This is a genomic window from Kitasatospora sp. MAP12-44 (genome assembly GCF_029892095.1).
Lineage (GTDB): Bacteria > Actinomycetota > Actinomycetes > Streptomycetales > Streptomycetaceae > Kitasatospora.
The window spans coordinates 7656147-7673367 of the sequence record NZ_JARZAE010000004.1 but is presented as its reverse complement, the minus strand read 5'-3'; the positions used below and the strand labels follow the sequence as shown (position 1 = coordinate 7673367).

The 17221-nt window shown below is 73.0% G+C and carries 16 protein-coding genes and 1 pseudogene; 8 read left to right on the top strand and 9 right to left on the bottom strand.

Annotated elements, in window-relative coordinates:
• Positions 1–10: 10 nt before the first annotated feature.
• Together P3T34_RS34965 and P3T34_RS34960 are read right to left on the bottom strand one after the other, a co-directional pair.
• Positions 11–1609, bottom strand: coding sequence for a carboxyl transferase domain-containing protein (locus P3T34_RS34965; protein ID WP_280670109.1), 1599 nt, complete (start codon positions 1607–1609; stop codon positions 11–13).
• The gene (locus P3T34_RS34960) at positions 1606–3315 is read right to left on the bottom strand and encodes a DUF1446 domain-containing protein (protein WP_280672572.1); all 1710 of its coding nucleotides are present in this window, start codon (positions 3313–3315) and stop codon (positions 1606–1608) included. Before P3T34_RS34960 ends, P3T34_RS34965 begins: the two co-directional genes overlap by 4 nt.
• A gap of 174 nt (positions 3316–3489) precedes the next feature.
• Between P3T34_RS34960 and P3T34_RS34955 the strand changes: the two genes are divergently transcribed.
• The 4 genes from P3T34_RS34955 (at position 3490) to P3T34_RS34940 (ending at position 6272) form a co-directional block, all read left to right on the top strand.
• Positions 3490–3924, top strand: coding sequence for a hypothetical protein (locus P3T34_RS34955; protein WP_280670107.1), 435 nt, complete (start codon positions 3490–3492; stop codon positions 3922–3924).
• A gap of 160 nt (positions 3925–4084) precedes the next feature.
• The gene (locus P3T34_RS34950; RefSeq protein WP_280670105.1) at positions 4085–4477 is read left to right on the top strand and encodes a hypothetical protein; all 393 of its coding nucleotides are present in this window, start codon (positions 4085–4087) and stop codon (positions 4475–4477) included.
• Positions 4478–4656: 179 nt separating this feature from the next.
• On the top strand, positions 4657–5328 hold the full coding sequence (locus tag P3T34_RS34945) for a class I SAM-dependent methyltransferase (RefSeq protein WP_280670103.1): 672 nt from the start codon (positions 4657–4659) through the stop codon (positions 5326–5328).
• Positions 5329–5672: 344 nt separating this feature from the next.
• Positions 5673–6272 carry a hypothetical protein gene (locus tag P3T34_RS34940; RefSeq protein WP_280670101.1) on the top strand — a complete coding sequence of 200 codons (600 nt, stop codon included), beginning with the start codon at positions 5673–5675 and terminating at the stop codon, positions 6270–6272.
• Between the two features lie 207 nt (positions 6273–6479).
• Here P3T34_RS34940 and P3T34_RS34935 read toward each other — a convergent pair whose 3' ends face one another.
• From P3T34_RS34935 to tdh, 4 genes are all read right to left on the bottom strand, one after another.
• Positions 6480–7367: a Gfo/Idh/MocA family oxidoreductase gene (locus P3T34_RS34935; protein ID WP_280672570.1), complete on the bottom strand. Its 888-nt coding sequence runs from the start codon at positions 7365–7367 to the stop codon at positions 6480–6482.
• A gap of 160 nt (positions 7368–7527) precedes the next feature.
• On the bottom strand, positions 7528–8448 hold the full coding sequence (locus P3T34_RS34930) for a LysR family transcriptional regulator (protein ID WP_280670099.1): 921 nt from the start codon (positions 8446–8448) through the stop codon (positions 7528–7530).
• Positions 8449–8476: 28 nt separating this feature from the next.
• Positions 8477–9664 (bottom strand): glycine C-acetyltransferase, encoded by a 1188-nt coding sequence (locus P3T34_RS34925; RefSeq protein WP_280670097.1) that lies wholly within the window; start codon positions 9662–9664, stop codon positions 8477–8479.
• A 23-nt stretch (positions 9665–9687) separates the two neighbouring features.
• On the bottom strand, positions 9688–10716 hold the full coding sequence (gene tdh / locus P3T34_RS34920; RefSeq protein ID WP_280670095.1) for an L-threonine 3-dehydrogenase: 1029 nt from the start codon (positions 10714–10716) through the stop codon (positions 9688–9690).
• A 349-nt stretch (positions 10717–11065) separates the two neighbouring features.
• On the opposite strand from tdh, the gene P3T34_RS34915 reads away from it, so the two are divergent.
• Positions 11066–11473, top strand: coding sequence for a hypothetical protein (locus P3T34_RS34915; RefSeq protein WP_280670093.1), 408 nt, complete (start codon positions 11066–11068; stop codon positions 11471–11473).
• 64 nt (positions 11474–11537) lie between these two features.
• On the opposite strand, the gene P3T34_RS34910 is transcribed toward P3T34_RS34915, so the two are convergent.
• On the bottom strand, positions 11538–12206 hold the full coding sequence (locus tag P3T34_RS34910; RefSeq protein WP_280670091.1) for an NAD(P)H-binding protein: 669 nt from the start codon (positions 12204–12206) through the stop codon (positions 11538–11540).
• 89 nt (positions 12207–12295) lie between these two features.
• Between P3T34_RS34910 and P3T34_RS34905 the strand changes: the two are divergent.
• Together P3T34_RS34905 and P3T34_RS34900 are read left to right on the top strand one after the other, a co-directional pair.
• Positions 12296–13217 (top strand): annotated as a pseudogene (locus tag P3T34_RS34905) (sigma factor).
• Positions 13218–13245: 28 nt separating this feature from the next.
• Entirely contained in the window at positions 13246–13890 is a 645-nt protein-coding gene (locus tag P3T34_RS34900) for a GNAT family N-acetyltransferase (protein ID WP_280670089.1), read from the top strand.
• 17 nt (positions 13891–13907) lie between these two features.
• Here P3T34_RS34900 and P3T34_RS34895 read toward each other — a convergent pair whose 3' ends face one another.
• Complete coding sequence (locus P3T34_RS34895; protein WP_280670087.1) at positions 13908–14681, bottom strand: enoyl-CoA hydratase-related protein; 774 nt, start codon at positions 14679–14681, stop codon at positions 13908–13910.
• Positions 14682–14853: 172 nt separating this feature from the next.
• Between P3T34_RS34895 and P3T34_RS34890 the strand changes: the two genes are divergently transcribed.
• Positions 14854–16023 carry an MFS transporter gene (locus tag P3T34_RS34890; RefSeq protein WP_280670085.1) on the top strand — a complete coding sequence of 390 codons (1170 nt, stop codon included), beginning with the start codon at positions 14854–14856 and terminating at the stop codon, positions 16021–16023.
• Here P3T34_RS34890 and P3T34_RS34885 read toward each other — a convergent pair.
• On the bottom strand, positions 16004–17179 hold the full coding sequence (locus P3T34_RS34885; RefSeq protein WP_280670083.1) for an 8-amino-7-oxononanoate synthase: 1176 nt from the start codon (positions 17177–17179) through the stop codon (positions 16004–16006). The two genes, P3T34_RS34890 and P3T34_RS34885, sit on opposite strands and share 20 nt — an antisense overlap.
• Between the last annotated feature and the right edge of the window lie 42 nt (positions 17180–17221).

Below are 17221 nucleotides of genomic sequence, written 5' to 3'. Positions count from 1 at the left end.
ACACGCTCTCTCACATCCGGAAGACGCCGTAGCCGCGCGCGCCCTGCACCGGCGCGCGGTGGATCGCGGAGAGGCACAGGCCCAGCACGGTGCGGGTGTCGCGCGGGTCGATCACACCGTCGTCGTAGAGCCGCCCGGAGAGGAAGGCCGGCAGCGACTCCGCCTCGATCTGCTGCTCCACCATGGCCCGGATCGCGGCGTCGGCGTCCTCGTCGTACGGCTGCCCCTTGGCCGCGGCCGACTGCCGGGCGACGATGGAGAGCACCCCGGCCAGCTGCTGGGGTCCCATCACCGCCGACTTGGCGCTCGGCCAGGCGAACAGGAAGCGCGGGTCGTAGGCCCGCCCGCACATGCCGTAGTGCCCCGCGCCGTAGGAGGCGCCCATCAGGACGGAGATGTGCGGCACCGTGCTGTTGGCCACCGCGTTGATCATCATCGCGCCGTGCTTGATGATGCCGCCCTGCTCGTAGTCCTTGCCGACCATGTAGCCGGTGGTGTTGTGCAGGAAGAGCAGCGGGATGTCGCGCTGGTTGGCCAGCTGGATGAACTGGGCGGCCTTCTGCGACTCGGCCGAGAAGAGCACGCCCTGCGCATTGGCCAGGATGCCGACCGGGTAGCCGTGCAGGCTGGCCCAGCCGGTGGCCAGGCTCGACCCGTAGAGGGGTTTGAATTCGTCGAAGTCGGACCCGTCGACGACTCGCGCGATCACCTCGCGCGGGTCGAAGGGCACCTTGAGGTCGCCCGGAACGATGCCGAGCAGCTCCTCCTCGTCGTACTTCGGCGCCGGCGCGAGCGGGTCGGGCGCGGCGCCGACCCGGCGCCAGTGCAGGCGGTGCACGATCCGGCGGGCCAGTCGGCAGGCGTCGCGCTCGTCGGCGGCGAAGAAGTCGGCCAGGCCCGAGGTGCGGGCGTGCATCTCGGCGCCGCCGAGCGACTCGTCGTCGGACTCCTCACCGGTGGCCATCTTGACCAGCGGCGGGCCGCCGAGGAAGACCTTGGCCCGCTCCTTGACCATCACGGTGTGGTCGGACATGCCCGGCACATACGCGCCGCCGGCGGTGGAGTTGCCGAAGACCACCGCGACGGTCGGGACCCCGGCCGCCGACAACCGGGTGAGGTCGCGGAAGAGCGCGCCACCCGGGATGAAGATCTCCTTCTGGCTGGGCAGGTCGGCGCCGCCGGACTCGACCAGGTTGATCAGCGGCAGCCGGTTGCGCAGCGCGATCTCATTGGCCCGCAGCGCCTTGCGCAGCGTCCACGGGTTGCTCGCGCCGCCGCGCACCGTCGGGTCGTTGGCGGTGATCACGCACTCGGTGCCCTCGACCACGCCGATGCCGGTCACCAGGGCGGCGCCCACCGGGTAGTCGCTGCCCCAGGCGGCCAGCGGGGAGAGCTCCAGGAACGGCGAGTCGGGGTCGAGCAGCAGCTCGATCCGCTCGCGCGCCAGCAACTTGCCCCGGGCGCGGTGGCGTTCCACGTACTTGGGTCCGCCGCCGGCCAGCGCCTTGGCGTGCTCGGTGTCCAGATCGGCCAACTTGCCGAGCATCGCGGTACGGTGCGCGGCGTAGTCCGGCGAACCCGGGTCCAGGCGGGAGGTCAGGACGGTCACAGCAGGGCCTCCGGGATGTCGAGGTGACGCGAGCGGAGCCACTCCCCCAGCGCCTTGGCCTGCGGGTCGAACCGGGCCTGCGCGGCCACGCCTTCGCCGAGCAGGCCGGTGATCACGAAGTTGACCGCCCACAGGTTCGGCAGCAGGTGCCGGGCCACCGGCAACTCGGCCACCTCGGGCAGCAGTTCGCGCAGCCGCTGAACGGTGAGGGTGTGCGCCAGCCAGCGCCAGCCGTCCTCACTGCGGGCCCAGAGGCCGACGTTGGCGTCGCCGCCCTTGTCGCCGCTGCGCGCGCCGACCAGCAGGCCGAGCGGCGCCGACCTGGTCGGGCCCTGCGGCAGCGGCTCGGGGAGCTCGGGCTGCGGGAGGTCGGCCAACTCTCGGGTCACCGCGGCGGGTGCGATCGCCATGCGGGCGCCGTCCGGGAGCACGGCCCAGTGCTCGACCAGCTTGGCGTCCAGGTACGCGGCCTCGAACACCCCGTACGGCGCGCCCGGCCCGGGCGGCGCGGTGAGGTGGAAGCCCGGGTAGCCGGCCAGGCCCAGCTCGACGGCGGCCGCGCCGACGGGCCTGCCGACCTTGCCGGCGTCCTGGTCGCGCACGGTCAACTGCAGTAGCGCACTGGCCTGTTGCTCGGTCGGGGCGTCGGGCTGGTCGGTGCGGGCTAGCGTCCAGCGGACCTCCGCCGGGCGGCGCTCGCCCTCCAGCGCCTGCTCCAACTGGCTGCGGACCAGGGCGGCTTTGGCCTCGATCTCCAGGCCGGTGAGCACGAAGACCACCTCGTTGCGCCAGCCGCCGATCCGGTTCAGCCCGACCTTGAGGGTCGGCGGCGGGGCCTCGCCGCGCACGCCGCTGATCCGTACCCGGTCGGGGCCGTCCTGCGCCAGCCGTACGGTGTCAAGCCGGGCCGTCACGTCCGGCCCGGCATAGCGGGCGGCGCCGGTCTCGTAGAGCAGCTGGGCCGTGACGGTGCCGGTGGTGACGGCGCCGCCGGTGCCCGGGTGCTTGGTGATCACGCAGCTGCCGTCCGCGAAGACCTCGGCGAGCGGGAAGCCGGGACGGGCCATCTGGTGCTCGGCGTGCTCGGCTTCGGCGAAGAAGGCGTAGTTTCCGCCGGTCGCCTGCGCCCCGCACTCCAGCACATGGCCGGCCACGACGGCCCCGGCGAGAGCGTCCAAGTCCTGTGGCCCCCAGCCGAAGTGGGCGGCGGCGGGCCCGGCCACCAGCGCCGCGTCGGTCACCCGGCCGGTCACCACCAGCTCGGCGCCGGACCGCAGGCACCGGGCGATCCCCCAGGCCCCGAGGTAGGCGTTCGCAGCGAGCAGCCCGGTCGTCGCATCGGTGAACTCGCCCGCCCGGGGCAGCAGATCGTCCCCCTCGACGTGCGCGACCCGCAGCGCCAGCCCCTGCGCCTGCGCCAACTCCCGGATCGCCTCGGCCAGTCGACCCGGGTTCAGCCCGCCCGCGTTTACCACGATGCGCACCCCGCGCTCGACGGCCAGCCCCAGGCACTCCTCCAGCTGCCGCAGAAAGGTCTTGGCATACCCCGCCCGCGGGTCCTTCAGCCGGTCCCGCGCCAGGATCAGCATGGTCAGCTCGGCGAGATAGTCCCCGGTCAGCACGTCCAGCGGCCCGCCGGTCAACATCTCCCGCACCGCCGAGAACCGGTCCCCGTAAAACCCCGAGGCATTGCCGACCCGCAGCATCTGCCCTTGCCCCGACCCGAGTTCGCCCACCACGCACCCCTTCGTCCGCTCGTGGGAAGCGTGGCAGCGATGAACGAAAAAAGCAATCATGCATGCTTGTTCTCCAGCCCGCAGCCGCCGGCGGTGTCGAAACTCGCATGCGCTTCCGCCAGGGCATGTGCCACTCTCCGGTGCATGCCAGCTCGTAACCGCAGACTGCCACGCCACCTGTCGTGGCCGCTCACGCCGACGGACATCCGCGCGGTGCTGGGCGAGCCGCTGATGGATGAGGTCCGTCTCAGCTTCTACGAGCATCCTCAGCACGACAGCACGCTCCTGCAGGTCTCACGGAACAGCGTGACCTTCTCGAACTACGGATACAGCAGGTCCCCAGCCGAGTTGTCGCCTGTGCGGATCAGCATCACCCCGCTCCCGGCCGGCGAACGGGCCCACGCCCGCGGCATCCTGCGTGAGCACGCGCTCCCCGAACTCCGGGACTGGCTGGATCGGCTCCGACGAGCACCCGAAACGTGGGCCCTGACCTGCCACAGCCTCGCCTGGCGCGTCACGGGCCACGGTCTGGCCCGCCGCGAGGACGAACAGCCGTACCCGCCGACCGAACCCAGCTGAGGCGGGTCGACAACCCGCGCTCCGGTTGGCCGAAAACCTACGGGTCTTCGGCCGATTCCACCCTGCTGCCCGACTTCCCGAGCCCCTAGCCTTCGTGATCAGCACGGGTGGGCCCCGCCAGGGGTCCGCCACATGGACACGGGGATACGGGGGCACCACCTTGAAGGCGATACGACGACGGCTGGCCGGGCTCGGCGCGGCGGTGGCGGTGACCGCTGCACTGACGGTCAGTCTGCCGACCGCCGCCCAGGCGGCGAACGGCTACTGCAACGGGAACGTCATCGCGCAACACGACGCCAACGGCTTCAGCACGCGCCTGATCCGCTCGTACGACGGCGGAAGCCTCTGCGTCAACACGTGGAACCAGACCGGCCACCAGGCCTGGACCATGGCGGAGCTCTACAACCCGTCCGGCTTCCCGGACGGCGGCGACTACCAGCCCTACTACCAGTACGCGTCCACCGGCTGGAGCCCCCTGTCCAGCGGCTGCTGGCGCTGGCGCGGCACCCCGAACGGCTCGGGCGACTGGACCAGCTACTGGAACTGCTTCTAGGTCCTCGCGTTCGGATCACAGCGGAGCAGCGGTCGACGTCGGAGCACCCGGCGTCGGCCGCCCGGCCCCGAGGGTGACGAGCGCGTCTCTCTGCTGCTTCGCGGCGTGGAGCAGGGCCAGGTCGCGCCAGGGTCTCTGCTGCGAGGCCGCGCGCGCGAGGGCTCGCTACGGTGGGGCGCATGACTGAGCACTCGTACCTGGCCGCCACTCGGGCGTCCTACGACACCGTCGCCGCCGACTACGCGGAGCTGAACAGGGACTGGCTCGCGGGCAGTCCGCTGGACCGTGCGGTGCTGACGGCGTTCGCCGAGCTCGTCCAGCGCGCCGGGGACCGGCCGGTCGCTGATCTTGGTTGCGGGCCGGGCTACTTGACGGCGTACCTGGACGGGCTCGGCGTGCCGGCGTTCGGCGTCGACCTCTCGCCCGCGATGGTCGAGGTGGCCCGGCGCGGCTATCCTCACCTGCGGTTCCGTACGGGCTCGATGGCGGCGCTGGATCTCGCGGACGGCGAACTCGGCGGCATCCTCGCCTGGTACTCCACCCACCACACCCCGCTGGAGCACCTGTCCGCGGTGTTCAGCGAGTTCCACCGGACGCTGGCACCGGGCGGTCACCTCCTGCTGGGGACGCACGTCGGCGACGAGCTGCGGCAGCTGCGGCACGCGTACGGCCACCCGGTGTCCCTCGAGTCCCACCTGCTGCCTCCCGACCGTGTCGCCGAACTGCTGGGCGCGGCCGGGCTGGTCGTCACCTCACGGCTGCTGAAGGAGCCCACCGGCACGCAGACCAGGCAGCACGTCAGCTTCCTGGCGCACAGACCCGGTGCACCCGCGGCCGACGCCCCGCAGTAGTTCGCGGTCGCGGTGATCCCAGCCATTCGGGCACCTATCGGGCACGTGATCTTCTTGCCAGACCCATGCCGGCGCAAAGCTTCCACCTCCATCGACCACGAAGAGGCTGGGAGTTCGATGACAGCGGCATCAGAACGAGTCGATCAGAAATCCGACATAACGGCACACATCATCGCTATCCGCACTCATGATCGATCAATGCGGACGCCCTAGATCCCAGCGAATTCCCAGCAAGGCCCAGGGATCCTAAACGACGGTGCGGTTCAGTCAGAGGGCCGTCGGCGCTGCGTCCCCGCAAGGCGCCGGCGGCCTATCCGTTTCCCTGTATCTAGGAGGCACCGGCCTTGTCCCGGACCACCATCCGTACCGCCGGCGCTGGCGCCGTCCTCGTCTCGGGCCTGCTGCTGCTCACCGGCTGCTCCTCGTCGTCGACTGCGACCGCGAGCTCGTCCAGCTCCCCGTCCCCGTCCACCTCCGCCTCGGGCAGCCGCGGCGCGGCGATGGCCGCGTACACCAGCTGCCTGTCCCAGCACGGCGTGACCCTGCCGGCCCGGCCCAGCGGACGTCCGAGCGGCCGGCCCAGTGGTGCGCCCAGCGGCGGCACCGGCGGTGGCGGGTACGGCGGCGGTTTCGGCGGCGGCTACCCGGGCGCGGGCGCCTCCGCGAACCCGGCGATGAAGGCCGCGATGGACGCCTGCGCCTCGCTGCGCCCCAAGGGCGGCCAGGGCCGTGGCGGCAACGGCGGTCTCAACAGCACCGCGATGCAGGCTTTCACCAGCTGCATGAAGGACCACGGCGTGACCCTGCCCGCCACCGGCGGCCTGGGCGCGCTGAACACCGCGGACCCGGCCACCGCCACCGCGTACAAGACCTGCGCGCCGCTGCTTCCGGCCCGCGGCTCGGGCCAGCCCTCCGCGGGCGCGACCGACAGCCCCAGCGCGTAAGCACGCAGGCACGGAGGCACGACCTGACCCCCCGGCCGGGGTGAGGGCGAGGACTCGCGCGCGACGAGGCGCATCGGCGAGGGCTCCCGCCCGGGTCTCAGGACCCGGGAGGCCATGAGGTGAGGGCGGCCCGCTCATTCGAGCGGGCCGCCCTCACCCTTTGCCGGTCACCCGGTCACCCGGTCACCCGGTCACGTGGTCACCCGGTCACCCGATCCGCTCGACGATCAGCTCGCACAGCTCGTGGGTGCGCAGCGCATCACGCGCGTCGATGGTCTTGCCGGCCCGGACGGCGTCGAGGAAGTTGACCACGATCTGCTCGATACCGCGCTGACGGGCCACCGGTACCCAGTCACCGCGCCGGCGCACGGTGGGCTGGCCCCGGTGGTCGATCACCTCGGCGAGATTGCGGACCTCGCGCTTGGAGTCGCCGCCGGAGACCTCCAGCACCTCCTCCGTGGAGCCGCTCATCCGGTTCATGATGCCCAGCGCGGTGAATCCGTCGCCGGCCAGGGTGAGGACCACATGCTCCACCAGCCCGTCGCGGGTCCGGGAGCGAACGTCCACGTGCTCGATCTCGCCGGGGACGAGGAAGCGCAGCGAATCCACCACGTGGATGAAGTCGTCGAACACCAGGGTGCGGGCGGCTTCCGGCAGACCCTCGCGATTCTTCTGAAGGATGATCAGATCGCGCGGCCGCTCCTTGGCCTGCACATAGCTCGGGGCGTAGCGGCGGTTGAAGCCGACCATCAGCGAGCGGCCCAGGTTCTCGGCGAGATCGGTCAACCGGCGTGCGCCGTCAAGGCGGTAGTCGAGCGGCTTGTCCACGTAGACGTCGATGCCGGCGGTCAGCAGCCGCTCGGCGATGGTCACGTGCTGGTCGGTGGCCGCGTGCACGAAAGCGGCTCTCACACCGCTGTCGATCAGCTCGCCGAGGTCGGTGAAGCGCTCGGCGATCCGGTAGGCGTCGCCGATCCGGTCCAGCTTGGCCCGATTGCGGGTCATCAGCCGCAGATCGAGCCCCGGCAGCGCGGCGAGGACCGGCAGGTACGCCTTCTGGGCGATGTCGCCGAGTCCGATCACCGCCACCGGCAACAGGTCTTGCGCGGGGTCGTACGCGTCCGGGTGCTCGGGGGTGGCGTCACTCAACGGTCGCTCCTACGGGTGCTACTGGCGGCTGCGGAGGGTGGAGCCCCGCCCGCCTGGTCACGGGTCCGGGCCGTCTCGCAGCATATGCCAGTGGCCTGACCCAAGGTCAGGAACGGACCGCCAGCTCGTCCGCGGCCGCGGCCAGCGCACCCAGCACCGGCCGGATCAACGGGTGCCGCTCGGCCCCGCTGCGCACCGCGGCGAAGACCTTGCGGGTCGCCAACTCGCTGTCCACCGGCCGCACCGCGACCTGCCCGAGGTCGACGCCGGTCAGCGCGGAGCGCGGCACCAGCGCCACCCCGGCGCCCGCCGAGGCGAGCGCGACCACCGCGCGGAAGTCGTCCGAGGAGTGCATCAGGCGCGGCGTGAAACCCGCGTGCTCGCAGGCCAGCAGCACCACGTCATGGCACGGGTTGCCCGGGTAGGGGCCGATCCACGCCTCGTCCGCCAGCTCGGCCATCGCGACCGGCCCGGGCCCGGCCGCCAGCCGGTGCCCGGTGGGCAGCACGGCCTCGAACGGCTCGGCGTAGAGCGGGAACCGGGTGAGCCGGCGGTCGTCCGCGCGGGGCGCGCCGCGGTACTCCACGGCGACTGCCAGGTCCGCCTGGCCGTCCAGCAGCATCGGCAGGCTGGCGTCGCCCTCGGCGTCCAGCACGCGCAGCCGCACACCCGGCGCGACGGCGGCCAGCGTGGTGATCGCCGGGGCGAGCACCAGCGTGATGCCGGTGGCGAAGGCGGCGACGGTGACCTGCCCCTGCGCGCCGGCCGCGTACGCCGCGAGGTCCGCCTCGGCCCGTTCCAACTGGGCGAGGACCGCGTCGGCGTGGGTGACCAGGATCTCCCCCGCCGCCGTCAGCCGCACGCCCCGGCCGTCCCGGGCCAGCAGCTCGTGCCCGGTCTCCTGCTCCAGGGCGGCGAGCTGCTGGGACACCGCGGAGGGGGTCAGGTAGAGCGCGGCGGCCGCGGCGGTCACCGTCCGGTGGTCCGCCACGGCGCGCAGGGTCCGCAGTCGTCTCGCGTCGATCACTTACCCATTCTGCCAGCGTGCGCAGGTGCTACAGAGCCGCCCGGGCGTCGACGAACGCGGCGACGGCCTTCTCGACGTCCGCCGTGGAGTGCGCGGCCGAGAGCTGCACGCGGATCCGCGCCTTGCCGTGCGGCACGACCGGGAAGGAGAACCCGATCACGTACACCCCGCGCTCCAGCAGCAGCTCGGCGAGCCGGCCGGCCTCGGCCGCGTCGCCGATCATCACCGGGGCGATCGGGTGGTCGCCGGGCAGGATCTCGAAGCCGGCCTCGGTCATCTTGGAGCGGAAGAGCGCCGTGTTGGCGTTCAGCCGCTCGCGCAGCTCGTGCGAGGTCTCGATCAGGTCGAGCACGGTGAGCGAGGCGGCCGCGATCACCGGGGCCAGCGAGTTGGAGAAGAGGTACGGGCGCGAGCGCTGGCGCAGCAGCGCGACGATCTCCTTGCGGGCGGCGACGTAGCCGCCGGAGGCACCGCCGAGCGCCTTGCCCAGGGTGCCGGTGATGATGTCGACCCGGTCCATCACGCCGTGCAGCTCGGGGGTGCCGCGGCCACCGGGGCCGACGAAGCCGACGGCGTGCGAGTCGTCGACCATCACCATGGCGTCGTAGCGGTCCGCCAGATCGCAGATCTCGCGCAGCGGGGCGACGTAGCCGTCCATCGAGAAGACGCCGTCGGTGACGATCAGGCGGCGGCGGGCGTCCTGGGTGTCCTTGAGCTGCTGCTCCAGATCGGCCAGGTCGCGGTTGGCGTAGCGGTGCCGGCGGGCCTTGCTGAGCCGGATGCCGTCGATGATGCTGGCGTGGTTCAGCGCGTCCGAGATGACCGCGTCGCGCTCGTCGAGCAGGGTCTCGAAGACACCGCCGTTGGCGTCGAAGCAGGAGGAGTAGAGGATCGTGTCCTCCTGGCCGAGGAAGCCGGAGAGCCGGTCCTCCAGCTGCTTGTGGACGTCCTGGGTGCCGCAGATGAAGCGGACCGAGGCCATCCCGTAGCCCCAGCGGTCCAGCGCGTCCTTGGCGGCGGCGAGCACGGCGGGGTGGTCGGCCAGGCCGAGGTAGTTGTTGGCGCAGAAGTTGAGCACCTCTCCCGGGCGGCCGCCGGCGGTGACGGTGACGGACGCGTTCTGCGGGCTGCCGATCACCCGCTCGGGCTTGAAGAGACCGGCCTCGGTGATCTCGACGAGGGTGGCGGCGACGTCTTCGCGGACGGAGTCGAACACAAGGGCTCCTAAAAGGGGGAAGGTCAGACGGTCCAGTCGAGGATGATCTTGCCGCAGCGGCCGCTGGCGGCCTCGTCGAACGCGGCGTCGAAGTCGGCGGCCGGGTAGCGGTTGGTGATCACCGGGCTGAGGTCCAGGCCGCCCTCGAGCAGCACCGACATCGCGTACCAGGTCTCGAACATCTCGCGGCCGTAGATGCCCTTCAGGGTGATCATCGAGGTGACGATCCGGGCCCAGTCCACCGGGAAGTCCTCGGCGGGCAGGCCGAGCATGGCGATCTTGCCGCCGTGCGTCATGTTGGCGATCATCGACTGCAGCGCCTCGGGGCGGCCGGACATCTCCAGGCCGACGTCGAATCCCTCGCGCATGCCGAGCTTCTGCTGGCCCTCCTCGATGCTGTGCTCGGCCACGTTGAGCGCGAGCGTCACGCCGACCTCGCGGGCCAGGTCGAGGCGGTACGGGCTGACGTCGGTGATCATCACGTGCCGCGCGCCGGCGTGCTTGGCGACGGCCGCCGCCATGATGCCGATCGGGCCCGCGCCGGTGATCAGCACGTCCTCGCCGACCAGCGGGAAGGAGAGCGCGGTGTGCACCGCGTTGCCGAACGGGTCGAAGATGGCCGCCACGTCCAGGTCGACCGGCACCCGGTGCACCCAGACGTTGGAGGCGGGCAGCGCCACGTACTCGGCGAACGCGCCGTCCCGGCCGACGCCCAGACCGATGGTGTTACGGCACAGGTGGCGGCGGCCGGCCAGGCAGTTGCGGCACTTGCCGCAGACCAGGTGGCCCTCGCCGCTGACCAGGTCGCCGACGGCGATGTCCGCGACGGCCGCACCGATCGAGACGACCTCGCCGACGAACTCGTGACCGAGCGTCAGCGGCGTCTTGATGGTCTGCTGCGCCCAGCCGTCCCACTTGCGGATGTGCAGGTCGGTGCCGCAGATGCCGGTGCGCAGGACCTTGATCAGCACGTCGCCGGGGCCGGTCTGCGGCTCGGGGACATCGGTCAGCCACAGTCCGGGCTCGGCCAGCTTCTTGACGAGTGCCTTCACGGCGACTGCTCCTGACACATGGGGTGACACAACGGGAGGTGAGCGAGCCCGGCGGCGCCATTCCACCCCGGGCACCTGCAATCTGCCTGGTGGGAGGGGGTCTGGTCCATCGAGGAATTCTTAACGGCAGCGACAGCAGGGCTTCACGATCGTGCCCGAGCAGGTCCGGCCCGGCCCGGAACCATGCCGGTTGCCACCCGTTCGGCGGATTTCCACGGGCCCCGGGCCGGACCGTGCCGGAGCGTGGCACGACACGCCGCCGACCGGTGGAAGGTCCGCAACCTCCGTGATCCCGAACCCTACTGTCGGCATACGCACAGTCAAGGGACCGTACAAGAAAGGCAATTCCATGAACCGAACCCTCAAGTGGGCTCTCGTCGCGTTCGCGGCCGCCGGTATCGCCGCGATGCCCGGCGTCGCCTCGGCCGGTGTCCCGAGCTCCGGTGGGGCGGTGGTGATCGGTGACGACAACCAGATCGCCGGCCAGGACATCTTCGACGCGGGCCACAACAACACGGTCGGCTCGCACAACGGCACGGACGCCGGCGTCGGGGACAACGTCTCCGGGGACACCTCGCCGGGCGCCAACGGCATGGTCCTGATCGGCGACCGCAACCAGGTGGCCGGGGACGACCTCTTCAACGCCGCCAACGACAACACCGTCGGCTCGCACAACGGCAGCAGCGCCGGGGTGGGCGACGAGGGCGTCGCCACCGCGCCGATGGACAACCTGATGAACGGACTGGTCGACCTGTAGGCGGCGGCTTGCGGCGAAGGGGCGGCGGATCCGCGATCCGCCGCCCCTTCGGCAGGTCCGGGCCCTATCGGGCGACGCCGACGGTCTGCCCGACCGTGTCGGGCCGCTCCAGGGCGGCCAGCATGCAGTGGGCCACGTCGGCGCGGGAGATCACCAGGCCGTGGCGCAGGTTGCGGCCGCGAGCCGTGCGGTAGTGGCCTGTCAGCGGCTTGTCGGTGAGCCGGACCGGGCGGACCGCCGTCCAGTCCAGGCCGCTGTCGCGCAGGGCGTCCTCCATATGGGCGACGTCGGCGTAGTGCTCGCGCAGGGCGGCCTTGAGCAGCGGGTAGGCCAGGTGGCGCAGGACGAAGCCGTCGCCCGGGTCGTGCCTGGGCGGGTGCGGGCGGCCGGGCGAGCGGACGGTACCGACCGGCGCGGCGCTGACCACGACGAGCCGCCGCACGCCGGCCTCGCGCATCGCCGCGATGACGGCCGTGGTGCCCTGCCAGGCGACGCCGGCCTCGGACTTCGAACGGGGGCCGAGGCCCGAGAGCACCGCGTCGGCCCCAACGATCGCGCCGCGCAGGGCCGCCGGGTCGGCGTCGTTCAGGTCGGCGGTGACGACCCGGGCCCGCGTGGGCGGGAGCTTGTGCGGGCTGCGGACCACCGCGGTGACCTCATGGCCGGCCGCGAGGGCCTGCTCCAGGAGCTGGCGCCCGATGCCGCCGGTCGCGGCGACGACGGTGAGTCTCATCTGATTGCCTCCTCTTGCGGGTTGCCCGTCACATCGGCCGGGCTTCATCCGTCACAGCACTGACGGAACACGATGGGAGGGTGTGACCGATGGACGACGAGAGTTTTCTCGCGGAGCGCTTCGAGGAGAACCGCGCCAGCCTGCGCGCGGTGGCCTACCGGATGCTCGGCTCGCTGAGCGAGGCGGAGGACGCCGTCCAGGAGGCCTGGCTGCGGCTGAGCCGCTCCGACACCAGCGACGTGCACAACCTGGGCGGCTGGCTGACCACGGTGGTCGGGCGGATCTGCCTGGACATGCTGCGCACCCGCAGGTCGCGGCGTGAGGAGCCGATGGACGGCGACGACGTGCATGTGCCCGACCCGGTCGTCAGCGGCTCGGAGGGCGGGAGCGACCCCGAGGCCCAGGCGCTGCTGGCCGACTCGGTCGGGCTGGCCCTGCTGGTGGTGCTGGAGTCGCTGCCGCCGGCCAAGGGGGCACCTCCCGGCCGAAGGCTGGGGGCGGCTGGCCTTCGTGCTGCACGACATGTTCGCCGTGCCCTTCGAGGAGATCGCCCCGATCGTGCAGCGCTCCCCCGCCGCCGCGCGCCAACTCGCCAGCCGGGCGCGGCGCCGGGTGCAGGGTGCCGCCACGCCCGACGCGGACCTCGCCCGGCAGCGCGAGGTGGTCGACGCCTTCCTCGCCGCCTCGCGTGGCGGTGACTTCGAGGCGCTGGTCGCGGTGCTCGACCCGGACGTGGTGCTGCGCGCCGACACCGGCGCCGGGCTCGCGGGCCCGTCCCGCCTGGTGCGCGGGGCGCGGGCGGTGGCCGAGCAGGCGCTGACCTTCTCGCGGTTCGCCGCGTTCGCCCGGCCGGCGCTGGTCAACGGCTCCCCCGGCCTGGTCACCGCGCCGGGCGGGCAGCCGTTCTCGGTGCTGGGCTTCACGGTCGCGCGCGACCTGATCGTCGAGATCAACCTGCTGGCCGACCCCGAACGCCTGAGCGGGCTGGATCTGACCATTCTCGGGGACTGACCCGGCGCCCGCTCGTACAGTAGTGATCATGAGCAAGCAGACCATGGCCGGGATCCTGGACAACGCCGCGCGCGGGATCTTCCCGCCCTCGGACGGCACGGTGACGGTGCTGCCGCAGCCCTCGCACCGGGACGCCGGCGTGCTCTCGTTCAGCGCGCACGCGGTGGTGTTCACGGACGAGGACCCGGCCTGGGTGCGCGAGACGCTGGCCGCGGCGGTCGTCGATCCGCTGGCCGCGCCGCTCAGCCCGGGCTTCCTCACCGCGTTGGAGCAGCGGACCGGGCGGTTGGTGACCAACATCGACCTGCTGACCGTCGCCGGGCGGTTGGCCGGAGAGCCGCCGCTGCCCCTGCAGGAGATCCAGGACCGCGAGCACCCGCGGATCGTCCGGGCGCTGCGCTACCGCGACGCGGTCCGGGCCTGGACGGTGCCCGGCGGGCTGCTGGTGCTCGGCCGCGCGGTGGCGGGCCGGTGGGAGGCCGCGATCGAGGTCGAGCCCGAGGGACGCGGCCGGGGCCTGGGCCGGGCGCTGGCGCTCAGCGCCCGGCACCTGCTGCCCGAGGGCGACGCCCTGTGGGCGCAGCAGGCGCCGGGCAACGCGACCAGCGTCCGGGTCTTCCAGGCCGCCGGCTACCGCCCGGTGGGGGCGGAGGCACTGCTGGTCGCCGGCTGAGCGGCAAGCGGTCGGGCTTAGGCGAACTTGGCCTTGCCCGGGCCGTCTTCGACGAAGCTGCGCATGCCGGTGTCGCGGTCCTCGGTGGCGAAGAGGCCGGCGAAGAGGGTGCGCTCCAGGGCGAGGCCGGTGTCGAGGTCGGTCTCCAGGCCGCGGTCGACGGCCTCCTTGGCCGCGCGCAGGGCCCAGGCCGGGCCGCCGGCGAGGCGGCCGGCCCAGTCGAGGGCTGCGGAGTAGACCTCGTCGGCCGGGACCACGTGGTCGACCAGGCCGATCCGCAGCGCCTCGTCGGCGCGCACCATCCGGCCGGTGAAGATCAGGTCCTTGGCCTTGGCCGGGCCGACCAGGCGAGCCAGCCGCTGGGTGCCGCCGGCCCCCGGGATCAGGCCGAGCAGGATCTCCGGCTGGCCGAGCTTGGCGTTCTCGCCGGCGATCCGGATGTCCGCGCAGAGCGCCAACTCGCAGCCGCCGCCCAGCGCGTAGCCGGTCACTGCGGCGACCACCGGCTTCGGGATCCGGGCCACCGCCGTGAACGCGTCCTGCAGGGCTCCGCCGCGCTGCACCATGTCGGTGTACGACATGCGCTGCATCTCCTTGATGTCGGCGCCGGCCGCGAAGACCTTCTCGCCGCCGTAGATCACCACGGCCCGCACGTCCGCCCGGGCGGCGGCCTCCTCGGCGACCTCCTTGAGCTGGTCCTGCATGGCCGCGTCGAGAGCGTTCATCGGCGGCCGGGCCAGCCGGATGGTGCCGACGGCGTTCTCGACGTCCAGGGTGACGAACCGCGTCATGGCGAGTCCTCCAGAGGTGTTAACGATCGTAAACACCGAGACTAGCGGTCCATCAATGGCTAATGTGAGCCCCATGTTCCTCCCTCGTGCGTAGAGCGCCGATCGGACCGCACCTGGCCGGTGCGGCACTTCGGCGTCCCCGCACCCTCTCCACTCTTCGAGGAACATCCCCATGCCTACGTCCTATCGCGCCGTGCTGCGCACCCCGCAGGCCGCACGCACCTTCTCGGCCGCGCTCGTCGGGCGGCTCTCCTACGGGACGGTCAACCTCTCCCTGGTGCTGACCCTCACTCGCTCGACCGGCTCATACGCCACCACCGGCGGCGTGCTGGCGCTCTTCGGGCTCACCGTCGCCGTGCTCTCGCCGGTCCGAGCTGGTCTGATCGACCGCCACGGACCGCGCCGGGCGCTGCCGCCGATGGCCCTGCTGTACGCGGCGGCACTGGTCGGGCTGGTCGTGGCGCACGGCGTACTGCCGCTGTCGTTGCTCGCCCTGGCCGCCGGTGCCTGCGCTCCCCCGCTGGGCCCGGTGATGCGCGGGCTGTGGAGCGAACTGCTGCCGGGAGAAGCCGAGTTGCAGCGCGCCTACAGTCTGGACACGGTCGCCGAGGAGCTGCTCTACGTCGGCGGCCCGCTGCTCGTCGGCCTGATCGGGCCCACCCCGGGGCTGCTGCTGAGCGCCGCGCTGGTGCTCGCGGGGACGCTCGCGCTGGTCTGCGCGCCCGTCGCCGGGGTCCGCAAGGCACGAGCGGCGACCGCGGGCAGAGGCGGCCTGGTGCCCGGGATCGGACGGCCGGTGCTGGTGACGGCCGCGCTGGGGCTGAGCCTGGGCGCGCTCGGCCTGCTGATCGTCTCCGCCGGGCAGGGGCGCCCGGGCGCCGTCGCCTGGCTGGAGGCGGCGATGGCCACGGGCAGCGCGCTGGGCGGCCTGGCGTACGGCGCGGTGCGCTGGCGGCGACCGGCCCGGGTGCGGCTGAGCCTGGTGGTCAGCGGGCTGGGCACGGTGGTGGCGGTCAGCGGACTCGCCCCGGGGCTGGGCGGCCTGGCGGTGCTGGTCGGCCTGGCCGGGCTCTTCGTCAGCCCGGCGCTGGCCACCGGCTACCTGCTCGCTGACGAGTGCGCCGCGCCCGAGCGGCGTGTCCGGGCGGGCGCGTGGCTGAACACCGCGTTCAACGCGGGTTCGACGGCGGGCACCGCGGCCGCCGGGCTGGCGACGGGTGCCCTCCCGCCGGCCGTCTGCTTCGTGCTCGCCGCCGCCCCGCTGCTGGCGGTCGGGGTGCTGCCCGTCCTGGCCGGGGCGGGGCTGCGGCGCGGCCGGGAGGCTACGGCGCTGTCGTCGTGAGGACCCGCACCGCGAAGCTGATCTGCTCGTCGGTCAGGTCCCCGCGTGCGGTGAGGCGCAGGCGCGAGTGGCCGTCCGGGACGGAGGGCGGGCGGAAGCAGCCCACCGCCAGGCCGGCGCGGCGGCAGTCGGCGGCCCAGGCCACCGCCTGCTCCGGGCCCGGTGCGCGGACCGAGACCACGGCGGCGTCCGGGCTGCTGGCCGGCAGGCCGGCGGCGGTGAGCCGGTCGGCCAGCGTGCGGGCGACCTCGCGGGCGCGCTCGGCGCGGTGCGGCTCGGCGCGCAGCAGGCGCAGCGCGCCGAGCGCGGCGCCGACGGCGGCCGGGGCGAGGCCGGTGTCGAAGATGAAGGTGCGGGCGGTCTCGGTGAGGTGGCGGATCACCCGGCGCGGGCCGAGCACCGCGCCGCCCTGCGAGCCCAGCGACTTGGAGAGCGTCACGGTGGCCACGGTGTCCGGTGCGCCGGCCAGGCCCGCCGCCGCGAGCGCTCCGCTGCCGCCGGGGCCGAGCACGCCGAGCCCGTGCGCGTCGTCCACCAGCAGGGCGGCGCCGTGCGCGCGGGCGGCGGCGGAGAGCTCGCGCAGCGGGGCGGCGTTGCCGTCCACCGAGAAGAGCGAGTCGGTGACCACCAGGGCGCGCGGCCGGCTGCGTTCGGCCAGCGCCGCCGCCACCGCCTGCGGGTCGGTGTGCGGGGCGCGGTGCACGTCGCCGCGGGAGAGCCGGCAGCCGTCGATCAGTGAGGCGTGGTTGTAGGCGTCGGAGACGATCAGCGTGTCGGGGTCGGTGAGCGCGGTGAGGGCGGCCAGGTTGGCGGCGTAGCCGGAGGAGAAGACCAGGGCGGCCTCCACTCCGCAGAAGTCGGCCAGCTCGACTTCCAGCTCCGTGTGCAGCTCGGTGGTGCCGGTGACCAGACGCGAACCGGTCGCGCCGCCGCCCCAGCGCAGCGCGGCGTCGGCAGCCGCGCGGGTGACAGCGGGGTGGTGCACCAGGCCCAGGTAGTCGTTGCTCGCCAGGTCGAGCACCGGGTCGTCGGCCGGGCGGCTGCGCAGCGTACGGGTGAGACCGGCCTGGGCGCGCAACTCGGCGGCCTCGTCGAGCCAGTCGAAGACGGCGGCGGGGGCGACGGCCCGGGCGGGCGCGGAGGGGTACGGGACCATGGGCGGCAGCCTGGCACGTGCCCCGGCGAGGGGGCAACGTGG

What these genes read in the sequence shown, in the direction of transcription:
- P3T34_RS34960 (WP_280672572.1), bottom strand. Translation starts at nt 3,315, where the DNA reads ATGCTGCGGGTCGGCAATGCCTCGGGGTTTTACGGGGACCGGTTCTCG.
- P3T34_RS34955 (WP_280670107.1), top strand. Translation starts at nt 3,490, where the DNA reads ATGCCAGCTCGTAACCGCAGACTGCCACGCCACCTGTCGTGGCCGCTC.
- P3T34_RS34945 (WP_280670103.1), top strand. Translation starts at nt 4,657, where the DNA reads ATGACTGAGCACTCGTACCTGGCCGCCACTCGGGCGTCCTACGACACC.
- P3T34_RS34915 (WP_280670093.1), top strand. Translation starts at nt 11,066, where the DNA reads ATGAACCGAACCCTCAAGTGGGCTCTCGTCGCGTTCGCGGCCGCCGGT.
- P3T34_RS34910 (WP_280670091.1), bottom strand. Translation starts at nt 12,206, where the DNA reads ATGAGACTCACCGTCGTCGCCGCGACCGGCGGCATCGGGCGCCAGCTC.
- P3T34_RS34900 (WP_280670089.1), top strand. Translation starts at nt 13,246, where the DNA reads ATGAGCAAGCAGACCATGGCCGGGATCCTGGACAACGCCGCGCGCGGG.
- P3T34_RS34895 (WP_280670087.1), bottom strand. Translation starts at nt 14,681, where the DNA reads ATGACGCGGTTCGTCACCCTGGACGTCGAGAACGCCGTCGGCACCATC.
- P3T34_RS34890 (WP_280670085.1), top strand. Translation starts at nt 14,854, where the DNA reads ATGCCTACGTCCTATCGCGCCGTGCTGCGCACCCCGCAGGCCGCACGC.
- P3T34_RS34885 (WP_280670083.1), bottom strand. Translation starts at nt 17,179, where the DNA reads ATGGTCCCGTACCCCTCCGCGCCCGCCCGGGCCGTCGCCCCCGCCGCC.